Origin of the sequence: Neohoeflea coraliihabitans (assembly GCF_019334345.1) — a bacterium.
Taxonomy (GTDB): Bacteria; Pseudomonadota; Alphaproteobacteria; order Rhizobiales; family Rhizobiaceae; genus Pseudohoeflea; species Pseudohoeflea coraliihabitans.
In genome coordinates, this window is sequence record NZ_JAHWQX010000001.1 from 235,622 (window position 1) to 252,629 (window position 17,008).

Below are 17,008 nucleotides of genomic sequence, written 5' to 3' on the forward strand. Positions count from 1 at the left end.
GAACGCTGCGCCGCGCACCACGCATCGCCCCTCGCAAAGACTAGAAGCGCTCCACCGATGGCGTGTCGAAATGGAAGTCGGACAGCGGATCATCGGGTTTGATCGTGCGCCGCGGCAGCGTCAGCACAGGGTCGGGATCTGGCGGCGGGGGCTCGATGCCCGGAACCAGTCTTGCCGCCGGCGCGCTGGCCGAGGCGGCATCTTTCTCCGCCGCAGCCCGGGCCTGACGCGCGGCCTCTTCCAGAGCCTTTTTCCGTTCCGCTTCCATCTGCCGCGCTGCCTGCCGCGCCGCTTCCAGACGCGCTGCACGCGCCGCTTCGTCCTCGGCTTCGCGCATGGCCCGCTGCTCCGCCTGGCGCGCCGCCGCCTCTTCCCGCTGCTGCCGGTCGATTTCCCGTTGCCGCGCCTCCTCCTGGCGCCGTTGCGCCTCCGTCTCGGCGCGCGCGGCCCGGTTTTCGCTGACCAGCGAAAGAACGCGCCGCAACCGCTGTTTCTCAAGCACCCCGGCCTGCAGCAATTCGACGCGACGACGCTCGCGTTCAAACGCACGCACCGACAGGAAATTCGTCAGTGCCGACACATCGAGATCGACGTCGGGGGCAGCAATCGGACCTTCAAGGGCAAAGGCCAGTGCCGGCTCCGCGCCGGCCTGCGCTTCAGATTCCGCCTCGAAGCCGAGCTGCAGCTGCGCCGTCATCTCGCCGCTGACCAGATCGACGCGCCCGTCGACGGAAACCTGCGCTCCCTGGGTGGCGATTTCCGCCGCCGAGAAGCGCTGAACACCGTTGGTGATCGTGAACGGCAGAACCACTTCACCTGCCTTAAGACGCCCCCCGGCCATCTCTCGCTCCGCCAGTCCTGCCACCTGCTCATCTGTCGGCTCGAATCCCTCCCGGTCGGCCGCCGCCAGAATGTCCGGCAGCGCCGACGCGGCAATCCCCGGCAGCACCACCTCGCTCAGCCGCATTTCGCCGCCGCCGGTCAGCGTTTCGACAAGCGCCAGTGGCGTTGTTCCGGAGGTTTCGAACCGTCCCGTCAAAGCCATGCGGCCTTCCGCAATCGCCTCACGCCCGAGCACCTCCTGCACGGCTCGCAGATCGCTGTCACTGAGGTCAAGCCGTGCCGACAGGAACGCCGTGCCTTGCGTGTTTGTCAGCTCAACATCGCCCGCCAGACGGCCACCGAGCCAGTCCGCCTCTGCACCCTTCAGGCTCAAACGTCCGTTGCGCAAACTCGTCTGTCCGTCGAAATTCTGCGCCGCAATTTTCGCTCCGATGTCGAAATGCACGGCGCGCAGCGCCACATCGAACTCGGCTCCGCCTGCCGCCGGATCCACGAAGGACTGCTCGCTGAACAGGCCCTCGTCCGCTTCGCCGGTCTGCGCTCCGAGCACCAGCCCGGCCAGCCAGGCCAGATCGGCGCGTTCCAGCGCCAGGGCACCGCGGGCCGACAGCGTCTCGCTCTGCCGATCGAAGGACAGCCGTCCGGACACGCCGTTGCCATCCACCGTGCCAAGAATCTCGTCCAGTCCGATCTCCGTGTCCGACAGGCGCACGGTCGCCCTGCCCCGCGCATCAAAGCCGTCGATCAGCGTTCCGGCGCCGGCAAGCGCCGGGTCGAGAAACAGCAACGCCATGACATCGCCGGAGGCGCGCAACTCGCTCTGAAAGGTTCCGGTCAGCGGCCCCTCTGCCGGCAATTTCCCCCGCCCGCGGGCGGTCAATTCGCTGTCGCCGGCCTTAATCGAGACAGCCATGTCGGCTACGCCGCCCGATGATGCCGTCCGATCGATGGTCTCGATGCTCAATTCGACGCGTGCCGGGCCGACATCGAGAACCGGCAGGACATCGAAACCGGCCTGTTGCGCCAGCTGCGCCGCCGAAGGATTGTCCGCTTCAAGCCGCACGCCCCACACGCCCATCCCGTCGAGCGAAACGGGCGCCGCGTCGGCCTCCATGACCAGCGTGCTGCCCCCGGCCATGCCGCGCGCCTCGACGCGGCTGCCCTCACTGCCTTGCAATGCGATTTCGACGCTGAGATCGAGATCATCAAAGACGCCCGGCACAGTGCGCAAGCGCTCGATGATCGTGTTTCCGTCACCCACCCGCGCGGCGAGGCTGAGAAGCTGATCGCCGGTCTCGGCGGCAATCTGACCGGAAATTTGCCCTTTCGGATCGGACAGGACCGTCTTGATCGTGCCCTGCAATTCGCCGGACCCGCCGGCCAGGTCGTTGAAGGCAAATTTCTCGATTGCCAGATCGCCCTGACGCAGGATCGCGCTGCCCTCAAAGCCGCCAATATCGATCCCGCCCACATGCAGGACCCCGGCCTGAACATTGGCGGACAGGTTGCCGCCCCCGAGCCATTCGCCGTCTTCGCCCGCATTGCCGAGTCCCGCCAGAACGGCCAGGGCGCGAATGGCCTCGATGTCGAAACGGTCTCCGGCAAGATCGAGTGACAGATTCGCCGGCCAGCCCTCTGGTTTCTGCCGTTCGAACCGGCCCGTCAGCTGCGACGGACCGATGGCCAACTCCAGCGCCTCGAAGCGCTGCACTTCCGCGCTCAGATCCACCTGCGCCGAGAAGCCTGCCCGGTCAAGCCGGCGGATGCCGGGATCGACCTCACCCGTCAGCCATTTCGCCAGCCCGGAAGGCTGGCTGGAGGCCACGACCATGTCGCCGACAAAACCCGCCTCGCTTCCAACACTCAGGGTCCCGCTGGTCTCGACCTTGGTGCGTCCCGGCAATGTCGCCACGAAGCGGTCAATGCGCCAGCTTTGCCCCTCGGGATGGGCCGCGATTTCAACATCGCGGACCGTGGTCTCGCCGGTCAGAAGCGCCGGCAGGGAAATCTCCACCCGGCCCGGCAGCAGCGGCGGCGGCATCTTGCCGAGAATGCGGTTGAGCTGCGCCAGCCGCGCGCCCACACCAGGCCTGTCGGGCTGGCCTTTGTCCTTCTCCCCGCTCGCCGCGCTGCGCCCCGTCTTGGTTCCGGCTTGCCGGCCAGCGCCCTGACCTATCGTGTCAATGTTCACCTGTTGTCCCTTGGCAATCAACAGGAAATCGGGATCAGGACCGGTATCCACCGTCGCCTCGCCCGTGACCACATAGGGATTGAGCCCGCCCCCCATCTCCAGCCGGTACTCTTCGATACGCAGCCGCTCGTTATCGGCGGCGAAATCGCCGCGCGCCACCATGGCAAGACCATTGGCTTCGGCGCCGGAGGGGTTTGCCGCAGCGGTGGCGGCATCGTAGCCCTCGGTTTGAATATCCGCCGGCATCGGAATGCGCAGGGTAAAGGTTCCGTCATAGCGCGGCTTGGCCTCGCTTATGCGTGCCGCGCCCTCGGTTTCAAGCGCGTATAGCCGGCTGTCCGGATGCAGCCTTGCCCTGAGCCGCAAACCGTTTTCCGCATCGACCGTGCCGGTGCTGATCGTGAACCCACCGCGCTGGCCGGCGACGCGGCCGCGTCCCTCGATCTGCCAGGGACCGGCCAGCGATTCGGCCGAGAGTACGGCGTAGATATCGGCAATCTGGTGCACGCGTCCGTTTTGCGCATCGACGATCTGCACATCGCCGTCGCTCACCCGCACTTTCTCCAGGACGATGGTTTCTCCGGGGCTCACCGGCTGGCGCGCCAGTGCCCAGTTCAGCGAACCGTCCGCCTCGATCGTCAATGTCGCTGACGGCTGCTGCAGATGCATGTCGATGATCCGCACCTCGCCGCGCAGGAACGGCGCCAGCTCGGCATCCATCGAGAATGTCTCGACGGTCATCAAGGGCGCGCCCGCCTCGTCAACGCCGATGACAACGTCCGAGAAGGTGACCGAGGGAAACGGCACCAGCCGCGCATCGGCATCGCCGCGCACCTGCACGGGCTGGCCCAATGCCCTGCTGGCCTCCCGTTCAAACGCCGTGCGATAGCTCGTCCAGTCGATGAAATAGGGGCCGATCAGCGCCGCGAACAAGGCGAGCACCAGAAGGCCTCCGATTAAGACAAAGATGCGGGCCAGTCCGAAATCCTCCTTGCGTTGATCGTGTGATGCGCCGCCGCACGATTGCGCGTTTGCTGTCGCAGTCTCCGCCCACGAAGCATCAACTGCTTATCAGATTATCTGCTTCGCAATGCTGCCGCCAGCACCCGGCGGAAACAAGGCACTGCGCCGATTTTGCAGCGATCTCGCGCCGCCATCAGTTCAAAGCGCAAACACCTTGCCCGGATTCATGATCTCATCCGGATCCAGCGCGCGCTTGATCTGCCGCATGATCTCCACGCTGTCCCCCAGCTCGGCCGGCAGATACGCCTGTTTGCCCTGGCCGATGCCGTGCTCGCCGGTGCAGGTGCCTTCAAAACGCAGCGCCCGTTCATTCAGCCGCGCCACGAACGCCTCTGCGGCCGCGATCTCCGCGGGGCTCTCCACGTCGATCAGCAGCAGCACGTGAAAATTGCCGTCCCCGGCGTGACCGACGATCGGCGCCGTCAGATCATGGGCCGCGAGATCCTCCTGGGTTTCCACCACACATGCCGCAAGCTGCGAGATCGGCACACAGACATCGGTGGAGAGCCCGCGTGCCCCGGGCCGCAACTGCAGCGACGCCCAATAGGCATCATGCCGCGCTTTCCACAACCGCGAACGCTTCTCCGGCTCCACCGTCCATGTGAATTCGCCGCCGCCACACTCCGCGGCAATCTCGCCAAAGCTTTCCGCCTGTTCCGCCACCCCGGCATCGGAGCCGTGAAATTCGACGAACAGTGAAGGCTGTTCGGCATAGTCGAGACCGGAATAGGCGTTGCAGGCCTTCATCTGCAGGGCGTCGAGCAGTTCGATGCGCGCCACCGGGATGCCCATCTGGATGGTCATGATCACTGCCTGGCAGGCCGCTTCGACGCTCGGGAACGGGCAGACGCCGCCGGAGATCGCCTGCGGAATGCCCTGCAGCCGCAATGTCACCGATGTCAGCACGCCGAGCGTCCCCTCGGCCCCCACGAACAGGCGCGTCAGGTCGTAGCCGGCCGAGGACTTGCGCGCCCGCTGCGCCGTGCGGATGTGCCGGCCGTCAGCCGTCACCGCCGTCACCGCAAGCACATTGTCCTTCATCGTGCCGTAGCGCACCGCATTGGTGCCCGAGGCGCGTGTCGAGGCCATGCCGCCGATCGTCGCATTGGCGCCGGGATCGATCGGAAAGAACAGTCCGGTGTCGCGCAGTGCGATATTCAGGTCTTCACGGGTGATCCCCGGCTCGACCGTGCAGTCCAGATCCTCCTGGTTGACCTCGATCACCCGGTTCATGCGCGTCAGATCGATACAGATGCCGCCGCGCGGCGCATTGACGTGGCCCTCGAGCGATGTCCCGGCGCCGAACGGGATCACCGGCACCCGATGTTTCGCGCAGGTCCGGACAATCAGTTGCACCTCGTCGCTGGTCTCGGCGAAGATCACCGCGTCCGGCCATTGCGCGGGAATGTAGGTCGTGGTGTGCGCATGCTGCGCCCGCAGCGCCTCGCCCGTCGACAGCCGCTCGGCAAAACGCTGGCCGAGAATGCCGATCGCTGTCGCGATTCCCGCTTCGTTGCGCGGCCCTGCCGTTATGTTGGCCAGTCCCATACTCGACTTTCCGTTGGCCGCCTGCGGCCCGTTGCTATCCGACACGGTCAGGCGTCGGTCCGGTTGCCACCTTGGCCCGCCCCGCCTCTGCGGCTAATGTGCCCAAGCGCTGCGACTTGTCCAGAGGGAGGACGTGACACCGATGACGACGACCCCGTTCCAGACCCCCCTGCAGGAGCTCGAACCCGGCTGGTTCGATTATAACGGCCATCTTAACATGGCCTATTACAATGTCCTGTTCGACCGCGCCGTCGATGTCTTTTTCGATGCGCTCGATTGCGGCGAAGCCTACCGCACCGCAGCCGATTGCAGCTTCTTCACCGCCGAGATCCATGTCAGCTATGTCCGCGAACTGCGCGAGGGCGCCCGCGTCCGCGCCGATATCCGCGTCGTTGATGTCGACGAAAAGCGCCTGCACGTCTTCGAGGAACTCTATCACGAGGACGGCTGGCTCGCCGCCACCTCGGAAACCCTGCTGCTGCATGTCGACATGCAGGGCCCGAAGGTGGCGCCAATGCCCGAGGACCTGCACGCCCGGATGGCCGCCCTGTGCCGCAAGCATGCGCATCTGCCCGCCGACCCCCGCATCGGCCGGTCGATCGCCATTCGCCGCAAGGGCTGAACTCAGCGCCCGCCAAGCCTATGAATAATGATTGCGGATCACTGCCTGCGCCACTTCCTCGCGGTCGATCACCCCGGCCACGTCCTCGGCGCGCGGCACGCCCGATTCATTGGCCACGACGATGGCATAGGAGCGCGCCCGCCGGCTCATGCGCGTGATCACCGTGTTCAGCGTGCTGGTTGGCACCGCGATGACGAAATCCGTGTTCATGATCTCGCCCAGCGTCTGCTTGACGAAGCGGTCGGCGTGATAGGGCACGGTGGCAAAGCGCACATAACCGACGATCCGCGTCCCGTCGGCGACCACGACACGGTTGGTGTCGACATCCGTATGCGATAGCGCTTCAGTCACCGACATTTCCGCCGGCAACACCTTGAAACTGTCATTCATCGCCTCGCGCGCCGGCTGCACCAGGAACATGTTGGTGGTCCGGTCGGTGGGAATGGCCCGCCCGCGCTTGCGCAGCTTGATCGTGTAGATGTCGTTCATCACCAGCGCCCGCCTTATGCCGAGCGCCAACGCCACGGCCAGCACCAGCGGCAGGATGATCGTGTAGTCGCGAGTCATTTCGAAAACCATCACGATCGCCGTCATCGAGGCGCTTGTCGCCGCCCCGACCATCGCCCCCATGCCGATCATCGCAAACACCGCGACCGACAGGCCGGCCTCGGGAAACAGCCATTGCCCGACCGTGCCGATCGCCGCCCCGAGCGTCGCGCCCATGAACAGCGACGGCGAGAAGATGCCGCCCGAAGCGCCCGCTCCGAGGCTGACGGTGGTCGCCAGCATCTTGGCGACGAACAGCGCCGCCAGCAGCACCGCCGGCAAGTGTCCGCCCGACAGGATGTCCTGGATCGTCGCATAACCGACGCTCATGACGTGATACTGGCCGGCCGTCAGCATGAACAGATATCCGGTCAGCCCGACGAGGCTCATGCCGAGAATGTTCTTGAAATAGTCGTTGACCGGCAGCGCCTCGAACCAGTCCTCGGAATATTCCAGCACCTTGACGAAGGCATAGGCGGCCAGTCCCAGCGCAATGCCGGTGAAGGCCGCCAGGCCGATCTCCGGGAAATTCACTGCATCGGCATGCGCCGGACTCGCCCAGGCTGGCAGATGGAAAGCCGCCTCGGCACCGATGATATGCCGGTAGGCGTAGGTTGACGTCGCCGTCGCCGCCACCACCGGCAGAAAGCTGCGCGGCGAAATTTCCGGCAGCAGCACCTCGACCGCAAACAACACGCCCCCGAGCGGCGTGTTGAAGGTCGCAGCGATGCCTGCCCCGGCGCCGGCCGCCAGAAGCGTGATCTTTTGCGAGCGGATCAGCCCGAGCCAGCGCCCGAAGGTCGACCCGAACGACGCGCCGATCTGGATGATCGGCCCTTCGCGACCAACCGAGGCGCCGGTGCCGATCGACAGGGCCGAAGCGAACGACTTGATCACCGCGACGATGCCGCGAACATTGCCGTCGCGGTGGTAGATCGCGAACATCACCTCCGGCACGCCGTGCCCCTTGGCTTCCGGCGCGAAGGTCTTGACCAGGAACACCACAATCAGTCCGCCAATCACCGGCACCAGGATGATAAACGGACCCCACGGGCTCGGCGGACCATAGACATTCGGATCGAGTTCGAACGACAGCAACCCGTAAAACGACAGGTTGTAGATGCCGGCAATCAGATATTTGAAGACGATGGCGCCGGCCGCCGCCACAAGCCCGACGATGAAAGCCAGGAACACCAGCAGCGGCAGACCGACCTCGCGTTCACCCTCGCCCACCTCCTCGTTCGAGGTATTCGGGACGGGCGAGAGCGGGCGATTCATGGCGGTCACGGACGGTTGGCGGCCTGCTGGCAGCCGCGGGGGGATAGCGGTTTCGCTCTAACGCAGTTGTTCCACCCGGCACAAGGGGCCAGGCCGGTCGCACGGTCCGAAACGGCAAGCTTCCCCGTTTGCATCCGCACTGATTGCGGCTATGGCATTGTCTCTCTGCTGCCGCATCCCGGCGCTGTACACCCGATCAGGAGGCCCCCATGCTGCGCGTGTTCGATTGCACCGGTACCGAACTCGAGGTTCCCCCCTCCCGTGATCTGACGACTCTTTCGGCCCCGTGCTGGCTGGATCTCAACGACCCGACGCCACAGGAGATCGCCGCCGTCGAACGACTCAACGACATCGATCTGCCAAGCCGCGATGAACTCGGCGACATCGAACCCTCGAGCCGGCTCTATGTCGAGGATGACGCCATTTTTCTGACCGCCAGCGTCGCCTGCCGCACCGATCTCGAGATCCCCGGTCTGACCGATATCGGCTTCATCCTGGCGCGCGGCCGGCTGATTACCCTGCGCCACGCCGAACCGCGGGCCTTCCCGGTCTTCATGGCCAATCTGCCGCGCACCGCCGATCTCGACGATGGCACCGACATTCTGCTGTATCTGCTCGAGGCGATCGTCGACCGGGCCGCCGAAGTGCTCGAGGGCGCCTCGCGCGACGTCGATGCGCTGACCACCGAAGTCTTTCACGCCGAGGAGGAAAAGCGCCTCAACCGCGCCACCCGCAGCCTTGAGGGCCAGCTCGCCGCCATCTCCACCCTGCAGCGGCGCGTGGCCAAAGTGCGTGAAAGCCTGATCACCCTGTCGCGCGCCACGGCCTTTCTGCAGACCCAGCGCAGCGCGCTTGACACCAAGCCGCGCAAGGAGAAATGCCGCTCGGTCAACCGCGACATCACTTCGCTGTCGGAACATGCCGGCTTCATCGCCGGCAACATCACCTTCCTGCTCGATGCCTGTCTCGGTCTGATCTCGGTGCAGCAGAACACCGTGATGAAGATCTTCTCGATCGCCGCACTCATTCTCTTGCCGCCGACCTTTATCGGCGCCGTCTACGGCATGAATTTCCGATATATGCCGGAACTCGATTTCCGCTGGGGCTATCCCATGGCCCTCGTCGCCATGTTTCTCTCAGGGGCGATTCCCTTTCTCTGGTTCCGCAAGAAAGGCTGGCTGTAGCGGCTGCTGTCCGCCGCCCCTTGCAGCGCCGGGCACGCCCGGCTAGGTCTGTCGCAAACGGAGTATCGCCCTTGCCAGTTTTCCTTTCCGCCCGCGCGCGTCTTGGTTCGCGGCGTGTCTTCACGTCTTGCGCGCCCCTCCTTCGCCGCTGGTCAGCTGCGTTGATTTTCGCTCTCCTCGGGCTGGCTCCGGCGCACGCCGTCACCCCGGTCGAGCAGGTCGAGCCCTATGCAATCTCGGGCCAGAGCGGCGCCGAACTCTACGCCTCGATCGGCGCCAGGGGACCGAAGCTCTCCGATGGCCGCCGCACCATTGCCCACACCACCTTCAAGCTGACCTGGCGGCGCGATTACCGGCCCCAGGCAGATGGTGCCTGCGTGCTGGCAACAGCCATTCCGAAACTGATCATCACCTACACCCTGCCCAAGCCGCGCGGCGCCATGCCTGCCCCGGTCGCCCAGCGCTGGAAGCGGTTCTATGACGGCGTCGCCGCGCACGAACGCGTGCATGGCCGCTATATCGTCGAGATGGTCGAGAAAATCGAGGCGGTCAGCACCGGGATGCGCGCCGAGGACGATCCCGGCTGCCAAAAGGTCCGTGCCTTTCTGCAGCGCAACCTGAAGGTGCTCTCCGATGAGCAGCGGGCCCGCGGCCGGGCCTTCGACCGCGACGAGATGAGCGCCGGCGGCAATGTTCAGGGCCTGATTTTCGACCTGATCAAGTAGGCTGGCTCACACCGGCTCGACGAACCCGTCCAGCACCCGTTTCTGGCCAGCCTTGTCGAAATCGATCGTCAGCTTGTTGCCGTCGATCGCCGCGATGTTGCCATTGCCGAATTTCAGGTGAAACACACGGTCGCCGACCGAGAAGGACGACGGCACGTCGGTGGTCGAGCGCGCCACCAGTTCGCCCTCGATGGTGCGCGCCCGCGGGCCCGATTCGCCATAGGCCACCCGTTCGACCGCGTGGCCCGAGCGCGTCCCCCAGTTCTCGCGCGTCGCCGAAGTGGCATTCTGCTGCGCCCGCCGCCAGCCGGGTGACTGGTAATTGCCGGCAAACGGCTCGGCCCGGTCGAAACGCGAGGCGCCATAGGGGCCACCCGACTGGCCGCGCCCGTAACTGGCATAACCACCATACTGCCCATCGGTCTCGGCGACTTCGACATGGTCTTCCGGCAACTCATCGAGAAACCGCGACGGGATCGTCGATTGCCACAGACCGTGAATGCGCCGGTTGGACACGAACCAGATGTGACAACGCCGCTTGGCGCGCGTCAGCCCGACATAGGCCAGGCGCCGCTCTTCCTCCAGCCCCGAGCGACCACCCTCATCGAGCGCCCGCTGGTGCGGAAACAGCCCCTCCTCCCAGCCGGGCAGAAACACCGTGTCGAACTCGAGACCCTTCGCCGAGTGCAGCGTCATCAGGGAGACGGCATCCATGTCGGCGTTGGTGTCGACATCCATCACCAGCGCCACATGCTCGAGGAAGGCCCGCAGCGATTCAAAGCCGCTGATCGTCTCGATCAGCTCCTTCAGGTTCTCCAGCCGCGACGGCGCATCGGCGGAGCGATCATTCTGCCACATCTCGGTGTAGCCGGATTCCTCGAGAATGACCTCCGCCAGCTCATGTCCCGGCATGGTCTCGAGCAGGCCCTGCCATCGTGCGAACTGTTCGGTGACGTCGCTCAGCGACTTGCGCGCCCGCGGCTTCAACTCGTCGGTGCCGACCAGGTCCTGTGCCGCCGCCAGCATCGGCTTGTCGTCGGCGCGCGCATGGTCGTGCAGCAGCCGCACGCTGGCCTCGCCGAGACCGCGCTTCGGCACATTGACGATGCGCCCGAAAGCCAGGTCGTCGGCCGGCTGGCACACCACCCGGAAATAGGCCATGGCATCGCGGATTTCCTGCCGCTCGTAAAAGCGCGGCCCGCCGATCACCCGGTAGTTCAGCCCAAGCGTGACGAAGCGTTCTTCGAATTCACGCATCTGGAACGAGGCACGCACCAGGATCGCCATGTCGTTGAGCCGCACGTCGCGGCGCTGCAACTGCTCGATCTCCTCGCCGACCGCGCGGGCTTCTTCTTCAGAATCCCAGGCCGCATGCACCTGCACACGATCATCATCGGGATCGCGGCGATCGGTGAACAGCGTTTTGCCCAGCCGCCCCTCATTGTGCGAAATCAGGTGCCCGGCGGCACCGAGAATATGTTCGCTGGAGCGATAATTGCGCTCGAGCCGCACCACCTTGGCGCCGGGAAAATCCCGGTCGAAGCGCAAAATGTTCTCCACCTCGGCGCCGCGCCAGCCATAGATCGACTGATCGTCATCGCCGACGCAGCAGATGTTCGGGGCATTCTCGCGCCGCCCCGTATCGCCGTCCTCGGCGGCCGGTCGCTGCGCCAGAAGCCGCAGCAGCATGTACTGCGCGGTGTTGGTGTCCTGATACTCGTCAACGAGCAGGAAGCGGAACTTGCGCTGATACTCCTTCAGAACATCGGGATGGTTGCGGAACATGCGGATCGGATGGCACAGAAGATCACCGAAGTCGCAGGCATTCAGCGTCTGCAGCCGCGCCTGGTAGGCGGCGAACAGGGCCCGGCCCTTGCCATTGGCGAAAGCCCTCGAATCGCCTTCCGGAATGTCCGCCGGCGCCAGTCCCTTGTTCTTCCAGCCGTCGATCATCGAGGCGAACTGCCGCGCCGGCCAGCGCTTGTCATCAATGCCCTCGGCCTGGATCAGCTGCTTGATCAGCCGCACCACGTCATCGGTGTCGAGAATGGTGAAATCGGAGCGCAAGCCGACCAGTTCGGCATGCCGGCGCAGAAATTTCACCCCGATCGAGTGGAAAGTGCCAAGCCAAGGCATGCCCTCGACGGCGCCACCGACCAGGAGCGCGATGCGCTCCTTCATCTCGCGCGCCGCCTTGTTGGTGAAGGTAACGGCGAAGATCTGCGACGGATAGGCCAGGCCGAGATTGAGAATATGCGCAATGCGCGTTGTCAGCACCCGCGTCTTGCCGGTTCCCGCGCCCGCCAGCACCAGCACCGGTCCGTCAATCGCCTGCACCGCTTCGGCCTGCTCCGGGTTCAGCCCCCGCAGATAGTCAGGCTGCGCCGCCGCACCGCGTGCCGCCATGGCCCGCGCCGCCAGCCCGCCGCTCGCGGCCAAGGGGGCGGCATCGGAACGGACCGGTGAAGTTCCAGGCAAATCACCGGGAAAGGGAATATCGTCTTCAGGAAAACTCATGGCCCTCAATGTAGTGATTCGCCCCTGGAAAACCAGCAATCCCGGAAAATTCGGGGGTGATGAGTGCTGTCGCCGCGGAACAAGGCGCGAGCCGGCCCGGTGTCGCGGCCGGAACGTGCTAACGTCCCGGACGCCCTGTCTTGCCCGGCCGGCGCTTCCGGCGTTGCTCCTCGCCCGCATCCTCGTAGGATCCAATGCCGATCTTGCCGCGCCGCACCGGACCCGGCGAATCCGGCGTGTCGCCGCCTTGCTTCGGCCCGAGCGGCTTTTCGGTGCGCCCCACCGTCATCTCGTCCAGCGTGTTCTTGCGGAAATACGATCCCTTTTCTTGCGATGCCGGCGCCGGCTTGCCCTGTGCCTTGGCCTTGCGCGCCGCCTTGGTGTTCTCGACACCGGCATTGCGCGCCAGCGGATCGTCCATCAGTTCCAGCTCGACCGATTTCAACCGCTTGATCTCGTCGCGCAGCCGCGCCGCGGTCTCGAAATCGAGATCGGCGGCTGCATCGCGCATCTGTTTTTCGAGCGCTTCCAGATGCGCCGCCATATTGCCGCCGACCAGCGCGCCTTCATCCTTCGCGCCCTTGCCGCCTGGCAGGGCGATCGGGGCACGCACATGATCGCGCTCATAGACCGAATCGAGAATGTCGGAGATGCGCGCCTTGACCGATTGCGGCGTGATGCCCTGCTCGGCATTCCAGGCCGCCTGTTTCTCGCGCCGCCGCGCCGTCTCTTCCATCGCCCGTTCCATCGAGCCGGTGACCTTGTCGCCATACAGGATGACCTTGCCATCGACATTACGCGCCGCCCGTCCGATGGTCTGGATCAGCGAGGTCTCCGAGCGCAGGAAGCCTTCCTTGTCGGCATCGAGAATGGCCACCAGTCCACATTCGGGAATGTCCAGTCCCTCGCGCAACAGGTTGATGCCGACCAGCACGTCGAAAGCGCCAAGCCGCAGATCGCGGATGATCTCGATGCGCTCCAGCGTGTCGATATCCGAATGCATGTAACGCACCCGCACGCCCTGCTCGTGCAGATATTCGGTCAGATCCTCGGCCATGCGCTTGGTCAGGACGGTGCACAGCGTGCGATAGCCGGCCTGCGCCGTGGCGCGGATTTCACCGAGCACGTCATCGACCTGGCTTTTCGCCGAGCGCACCTCGACCGGCGGATCGATCAGCCCGGTCGGCCGGATCACCTGCTCGGCAAACACCCCGCCCGACTGCTCCATTTCCCAGTTGCCGGGGGTCGCGGACACCGCCACGGTCGATGGCCGCATGGCATCCCACTCCTCGAAACGCAGCGGCCGGTTGTCCATGCAGGACGGAAGACGGAAGCCGTATTCGGCCAGCGTCGCCTTGCGCCGGAAGTCGCCGCGATACATCGCGCCGATCTGCGGAATGGTCTGATGACTCTCATCGACAAACAGCAGCGCGTTGTCGGGCACATATTCGAACAGCGTTGGTGGCGGCTCGCCGGGCGCCCGCCCGGTCAGATAGCGCGAATAGTTCTCGATCCCCTGGCACACGCCGGTCGCCTCGAGCATTTCGATGTCGAAACGGGTCCGTTGCTCAAGCCGCTGCGCCTCCAGAAGCCGCCCCGCCTGTTCCAGCTCGACCAGCCGGTGCTTGAGCTCTTCCTTGATCGACTTGATCGCCTGATTGAGCGTCGGACGCGGCGTCACATAGTGCGAGTTGGCATAGATCTTGACGCTTTTCAGATCGCCGGTCTTCTGGCCGGTCAGCGGATCGAACTCGGTGATCGCGTCGATCTCGTCGCCGAACAGCGAGATCCGCCAGGCCGCGTCCTCAAGGTGGGCGGGAAAGATTTCGATCGTGTCGCCGCGCACCCGGAACGAGCCGCGCTGGAAATCCATGTCACGTCGCCTGTATTGCTGCGCCACCAGATCGGCGAGCAATTGCCGCTGATCGATCCGGTCGCCGACCTCCATCTGGAAGGTCATCGCCGTATAGGTCTCCACCGAGCCGATACCGTAAATGCACGACACCGAGGCGACGATGATGACGTCATCGCGCTCCATCAGGGCGCGCGTCGCCGAGTGGCGCATCCGGTCGATCTGCTCATTGATCGTCGATTCCTTCTCGATGAAGGTATCGGTGCGCGGCACATAGGCTTCCGGCTGGTAATAATCGTAGTAGGACACGAAATACTCGACGGCGTTGTCCGGGAAAAAGCCCTTGAATTCGGAGTAGAGCTGCGCCGCAAGCGTCTTGTTCGGCGCCAGGATCAGCGCCGGGCGCTGCGTTTCCTCGATCACCTTGGCCATGGTGAAGGTCTTGCCCGAGCCGGTGACGCCGAGCAGCACCTGGTTGCGCTCGTTTTCGTTGGCACCGGCCACCAGATCGGCAATCGCCGTCGGCTGATCGCCGGCCGGCTGCAGATCGCTGTCCATGCGGATTTTAATGCCGCCTTCCGATTTTTGCGGCCGCGCCGGCCGGTGCGGTGTCCACAGCTTGCCGTTCTTGTGCAGCGGGTTGCCGCTCTCGATCAGGTCGGACAGGGCCTGCACAGTCGCCGTATTGGCGGTGCCGGCGAGCGTTTTTTCCGCCTCTTCCATAGACATGTCGAGGCCGGCGACGGCATTCAGCCCGGCCGCAGCGCGTGTGCGTGGATTGCTTGAGCCGCCGATCGAGGTGCCGCGCGCTGTCTTGCTGTCACGGCTTTCGTCCGCTTCGCCCGCTTTCCTGCGGTGCTTGCCGGCAGCCGAGCGGATGGCGCGGGTTTCCTCGCGGCGGCGTGCGCGCACGCCTTCCTCTTCGGCAGCGCGGGCCATCTGCTTGGCCCAGTCGGACACCGAACCGGTAACCGGGACACCGTCAAGAGGCGCCTGCGGCGCTTCACCGAAGCCGGCGGGATCTGTGGAGTCCGAAGCGCGTCCGGAGCGGTCTTTACGGGAGGATTTTGCCATCACGGCAATATGGGGAAACCGATCTGGTTTTGAAAGCCCTGCCCGGTACAAAACGGAAACATTTTCCGGGCGTCTTTGCTTCAGCGGCCGCTTTAGTTCGGCGCACCCTCGGACCACTCGACCTGCTGACCGTACAGAGGCACCGTCGAGATCGCCATCTTGGCGGAACCGTCCTGCACCTGGCGCGAATGCACCAGATAGATCAATGTGTCGTTCGCCTTGTCATAGATGCGATTGACGACCAGCTTCTTCCAGACGAGCGAGCGCGATTCCCGAAAGATCTCTTCACCGTCCTCGTCGAGATCGATGTCGCCGATCACCAACGGCCCGGTCTGCCGGCAGGCGATCGAGGCATTCGAGGGATCCTCGAACCAGTTGCCCTTTTTCAGCCGGTCGAGCACGCCGCGTTCGAAATAGGCGACATGACAGGTGACACCGGCAACCTCCGGGTCGGCAACAGCATCCACGACGATATCGTTGCCGATCCAGTCGACACCAACCTCGCCGACCTGCTCGGCATTGAGTGCCGATGTGCCAAACAGCACGGTGGCCAGCACCAGGCCGGCAGCGCGAAAGTGGCGCATCGATGGGCGAGAAAATGTCATGAAAGTCTCCTGTAGCGGTTGGCTCGCATCCTCGGGCTGGCGCGCCACACAGCGAGGCGGCCACCCGGTGCATATGGGGTGCGACAGAATGCTTTCAAAGCGCCGCCCATCTTGGCAGCGGCGCCCCCGCGCGATAGATAAGCGCCGATGCAGCACCGACCCCGCCCCACCGTGACTCTCGCCTGGCGCCGCATGGCCATTGCCGTCTTCGGCCTGTCCGGGCTCGCGCTGCTGTCCGCTTTCACCTTCGCAGGCTGGTCGGCCCATGGCGCGGCGATTTTATCCACGGTCATGCAGACGGGCCTGTCCTGGTGTCTGTGAACCCATTGCGAAAGACCCAGAGGCGTCAGTGGACGCCGCATCGCCTGGTTGCTCCAGTCTGATCCCGGAGAAGCGTCATGAAAATCTTTCGAAACGTCCTGTGGGCGCTGATCTTCGTCTTTGCCGGGATGCTCGGCTGGCTGGTTTTCGAATGGTCCCGCTCCGATGCGGGAGGCGCCAACGCCGCCTACGGCGTGCCCTTTGAGCTGACCGACCATCGCGGCCAGCCGATCACCCAGGCGGCGTTGCGTGATCGTCCCAGCGCCCTGTTCTTCGGTTTCACCCATTGCCCCGAAGTGTGCCCGACCACCCTGTATGAGCTGGACGGCTGGCTGCAACAGGCTGACCCTCAGGGACGCATTGGCGCCTATTTCGTCACCGTCGATCCGGAGCGCGACACGCCGGAGATGATGGACGCCTATGTTTCGGCGGTATCCGACCGGATCACCGGCATTTCCGGCACGCCCGAAGAGATCGCCCGCATGGTGAAAGGCTTTCACGTCTACGCCCGCAAGGTGCCGCTTGATACGGATGATCCCGATGGCGATTACACCATGGATCATACCGCCTCGGTGTTTCTGCTCGACCGCGATGGCCGTTTCAAGAGCACCATCGCCTGGGGCGAAGATGCAGCCGTGGCCGTCAAGAAGCTGGAAAATCTGCTGAAAGACTGACAGAA

Annotated in this window: 11 protein-coding genes; 5 read left to right on the forward strand and 6 right to left on the reverse strand. The window is 64.8% G+C overall.

Annotated features, from left to right (window positions below):
* Positions 1-40: 40 nt before the first annotated feature.
* Together KY465_RS01215 and KY465_RS01220 are read right to left on the reverse strand one after the other, a co-directional pair.
* Positions 41-4,012, reverse strand: a complete 3,972-nt coding sequence (locus KY465_RS01215) for an AsmA family protein (protein ID WP_255561454.1) — start codon at positions 4,010-4,012, stop codon at positions 41-43.
* A 183-nt stretch (positions 4,013-4,195) separates the two neighbouring features.
* Positions 4,196-5,605: an FAD-binding oxidoreductase gene (locus tag KY465_RS01220; protein WP_219157622.1), complete on the reverse strand. Its 1,410-nt coding sequence runs from the start codon at positions 5,603-5,605 to the stop codon at positions 4,196-4,198.
* A 142-nt stretch (positions 5,606-5,747) separates the two neighbouring features.
* Between KY465_RS01220 and KY465_RS01225 the strand changes: the two genes are divergently transcribed.
* Entirely contained in the window at positions 5,748-6,227 is a 480-nt protein-coding gene (locus tag KY465_RS01225) for a thioesterase family protein (RefSeq protein WP_219157623.1), read from the forward strand.
* Positions 6,228-6,245: 18 nt separating this feature from the next.
* Here KY465_RS01225 and KY465_RS01230 read toward each other — a convergent pair whose 3' ends face one another.
* Positions 6,246-8,051 carry a chloride channel protein gene (locus KY465_RS01230; RefSeq protein ID WP_219157625.1) on the reverse strand — a complete coding sequence of 602 codons (1,806 nt, stop codon included), beginning with the start codon at positions 8,049-8,051 and terminating at the stop codon, positions 6,246-6,248.
* 209 nt (positions 8,052-8,260) lie between these two features.
* Here KY465_RS01230 and KY465_RS01235 point away from each other — a divergent pair, with 209 nt between their 5' ends.
* Complete coding sequence (locus KY465_RS01235) at positions 8,261-9,235, forward strand: magnesium transporter CorA family protein (RefSeq protein ID WP_219157627.1); 975 nt, start codon at positions 8,261-8,263, stop codon at positions 9,233-9,235.
* A gap of 161 nt (positions 9,236-9,396) precedes the next feature.
* On the forward strand, positions 9,397-9,960 hold the full coding sequence (locus KY465_RS01240) for a DUF922 domain-containing Zn-dependent protease (protein ID WP_219157629.1): 564 nt from the start codon (positions 9,397-9,399) through the stop codon (positions 9,958-9,960).
* A gap of 6 nt (positions 9,961-9,966) precedes the next feature.
* On the opposite strand, the gene KY465_RS01245 is transcribed toward KY465_RS01240, so the two are convergent.
* The 3 genes from KY465_RS01245 to KY465_RS01255 form a co-directional block, all read right to left on the reverse strand.
* Positions 9,967-12,477, reverse strand: a complete 2,511-nt coding sequence (locus tag KY465_RS01245; RefSeq protein ID WP_219157631.1) for an ATP-dependent helicase — start codon at positions 12,475-12,477, stop codon at positions 9,967-9,969.
* 118 nt (positions 12,478-12,595) lie between these two features.
* Positions 12,596-15,403, reverse strand: coding sequence for an excinuclease ABC subunit UvrB (uvrB, locus tag KY465_RS01250; protein ID WP_219157633.1), 2,808 nt, complete (start codon positions 15,401-15,403; stop codon positions 12,596-12,598).
* A 92-nt stretch (positions 15,404-15,495) separates the two neighbouring features.
* Positions 15,496-16,008 (reverse strand): CreA family protein, encoded by a 513-nt coding sequence (locus KY465_RS01255; protein ID WP_219157635.1) that lies wholly within the window; start codon positions 16,006-16,008, stop codon positions 15,496-15,498.
* A 147-nt stretch (positions 16,009-16,155) separates the two neighbouring features.
* On the opposite strand from KY465_RS01255, the gene KY465_RS01260 reads away from it, so the two are divergent.
* Positions 16,156-16,329, forward strand: coding sequence for a hypothetical protein (locus tag KY465_RS01260; protein ID WP_219200791.1), 174 nt, complete (start codon positions 16,156-16,158; stop codon positions 16,327-16,329).
* Positions 16,330-16,406: 77 nt separating this feature from the next.
* Positions 16,407-17,003: an SCO family protein gene (locus KY465_RS01265; protein ID WP_219157637.1), complete on the forward strand. Its 597-nt coding sequence runs from the start codon at positions 16,407-16,409 to the stop codon at positions 17,001-17,003.
* Positions 17,004-17,008 lie beyond the last annotated feature (5 nt).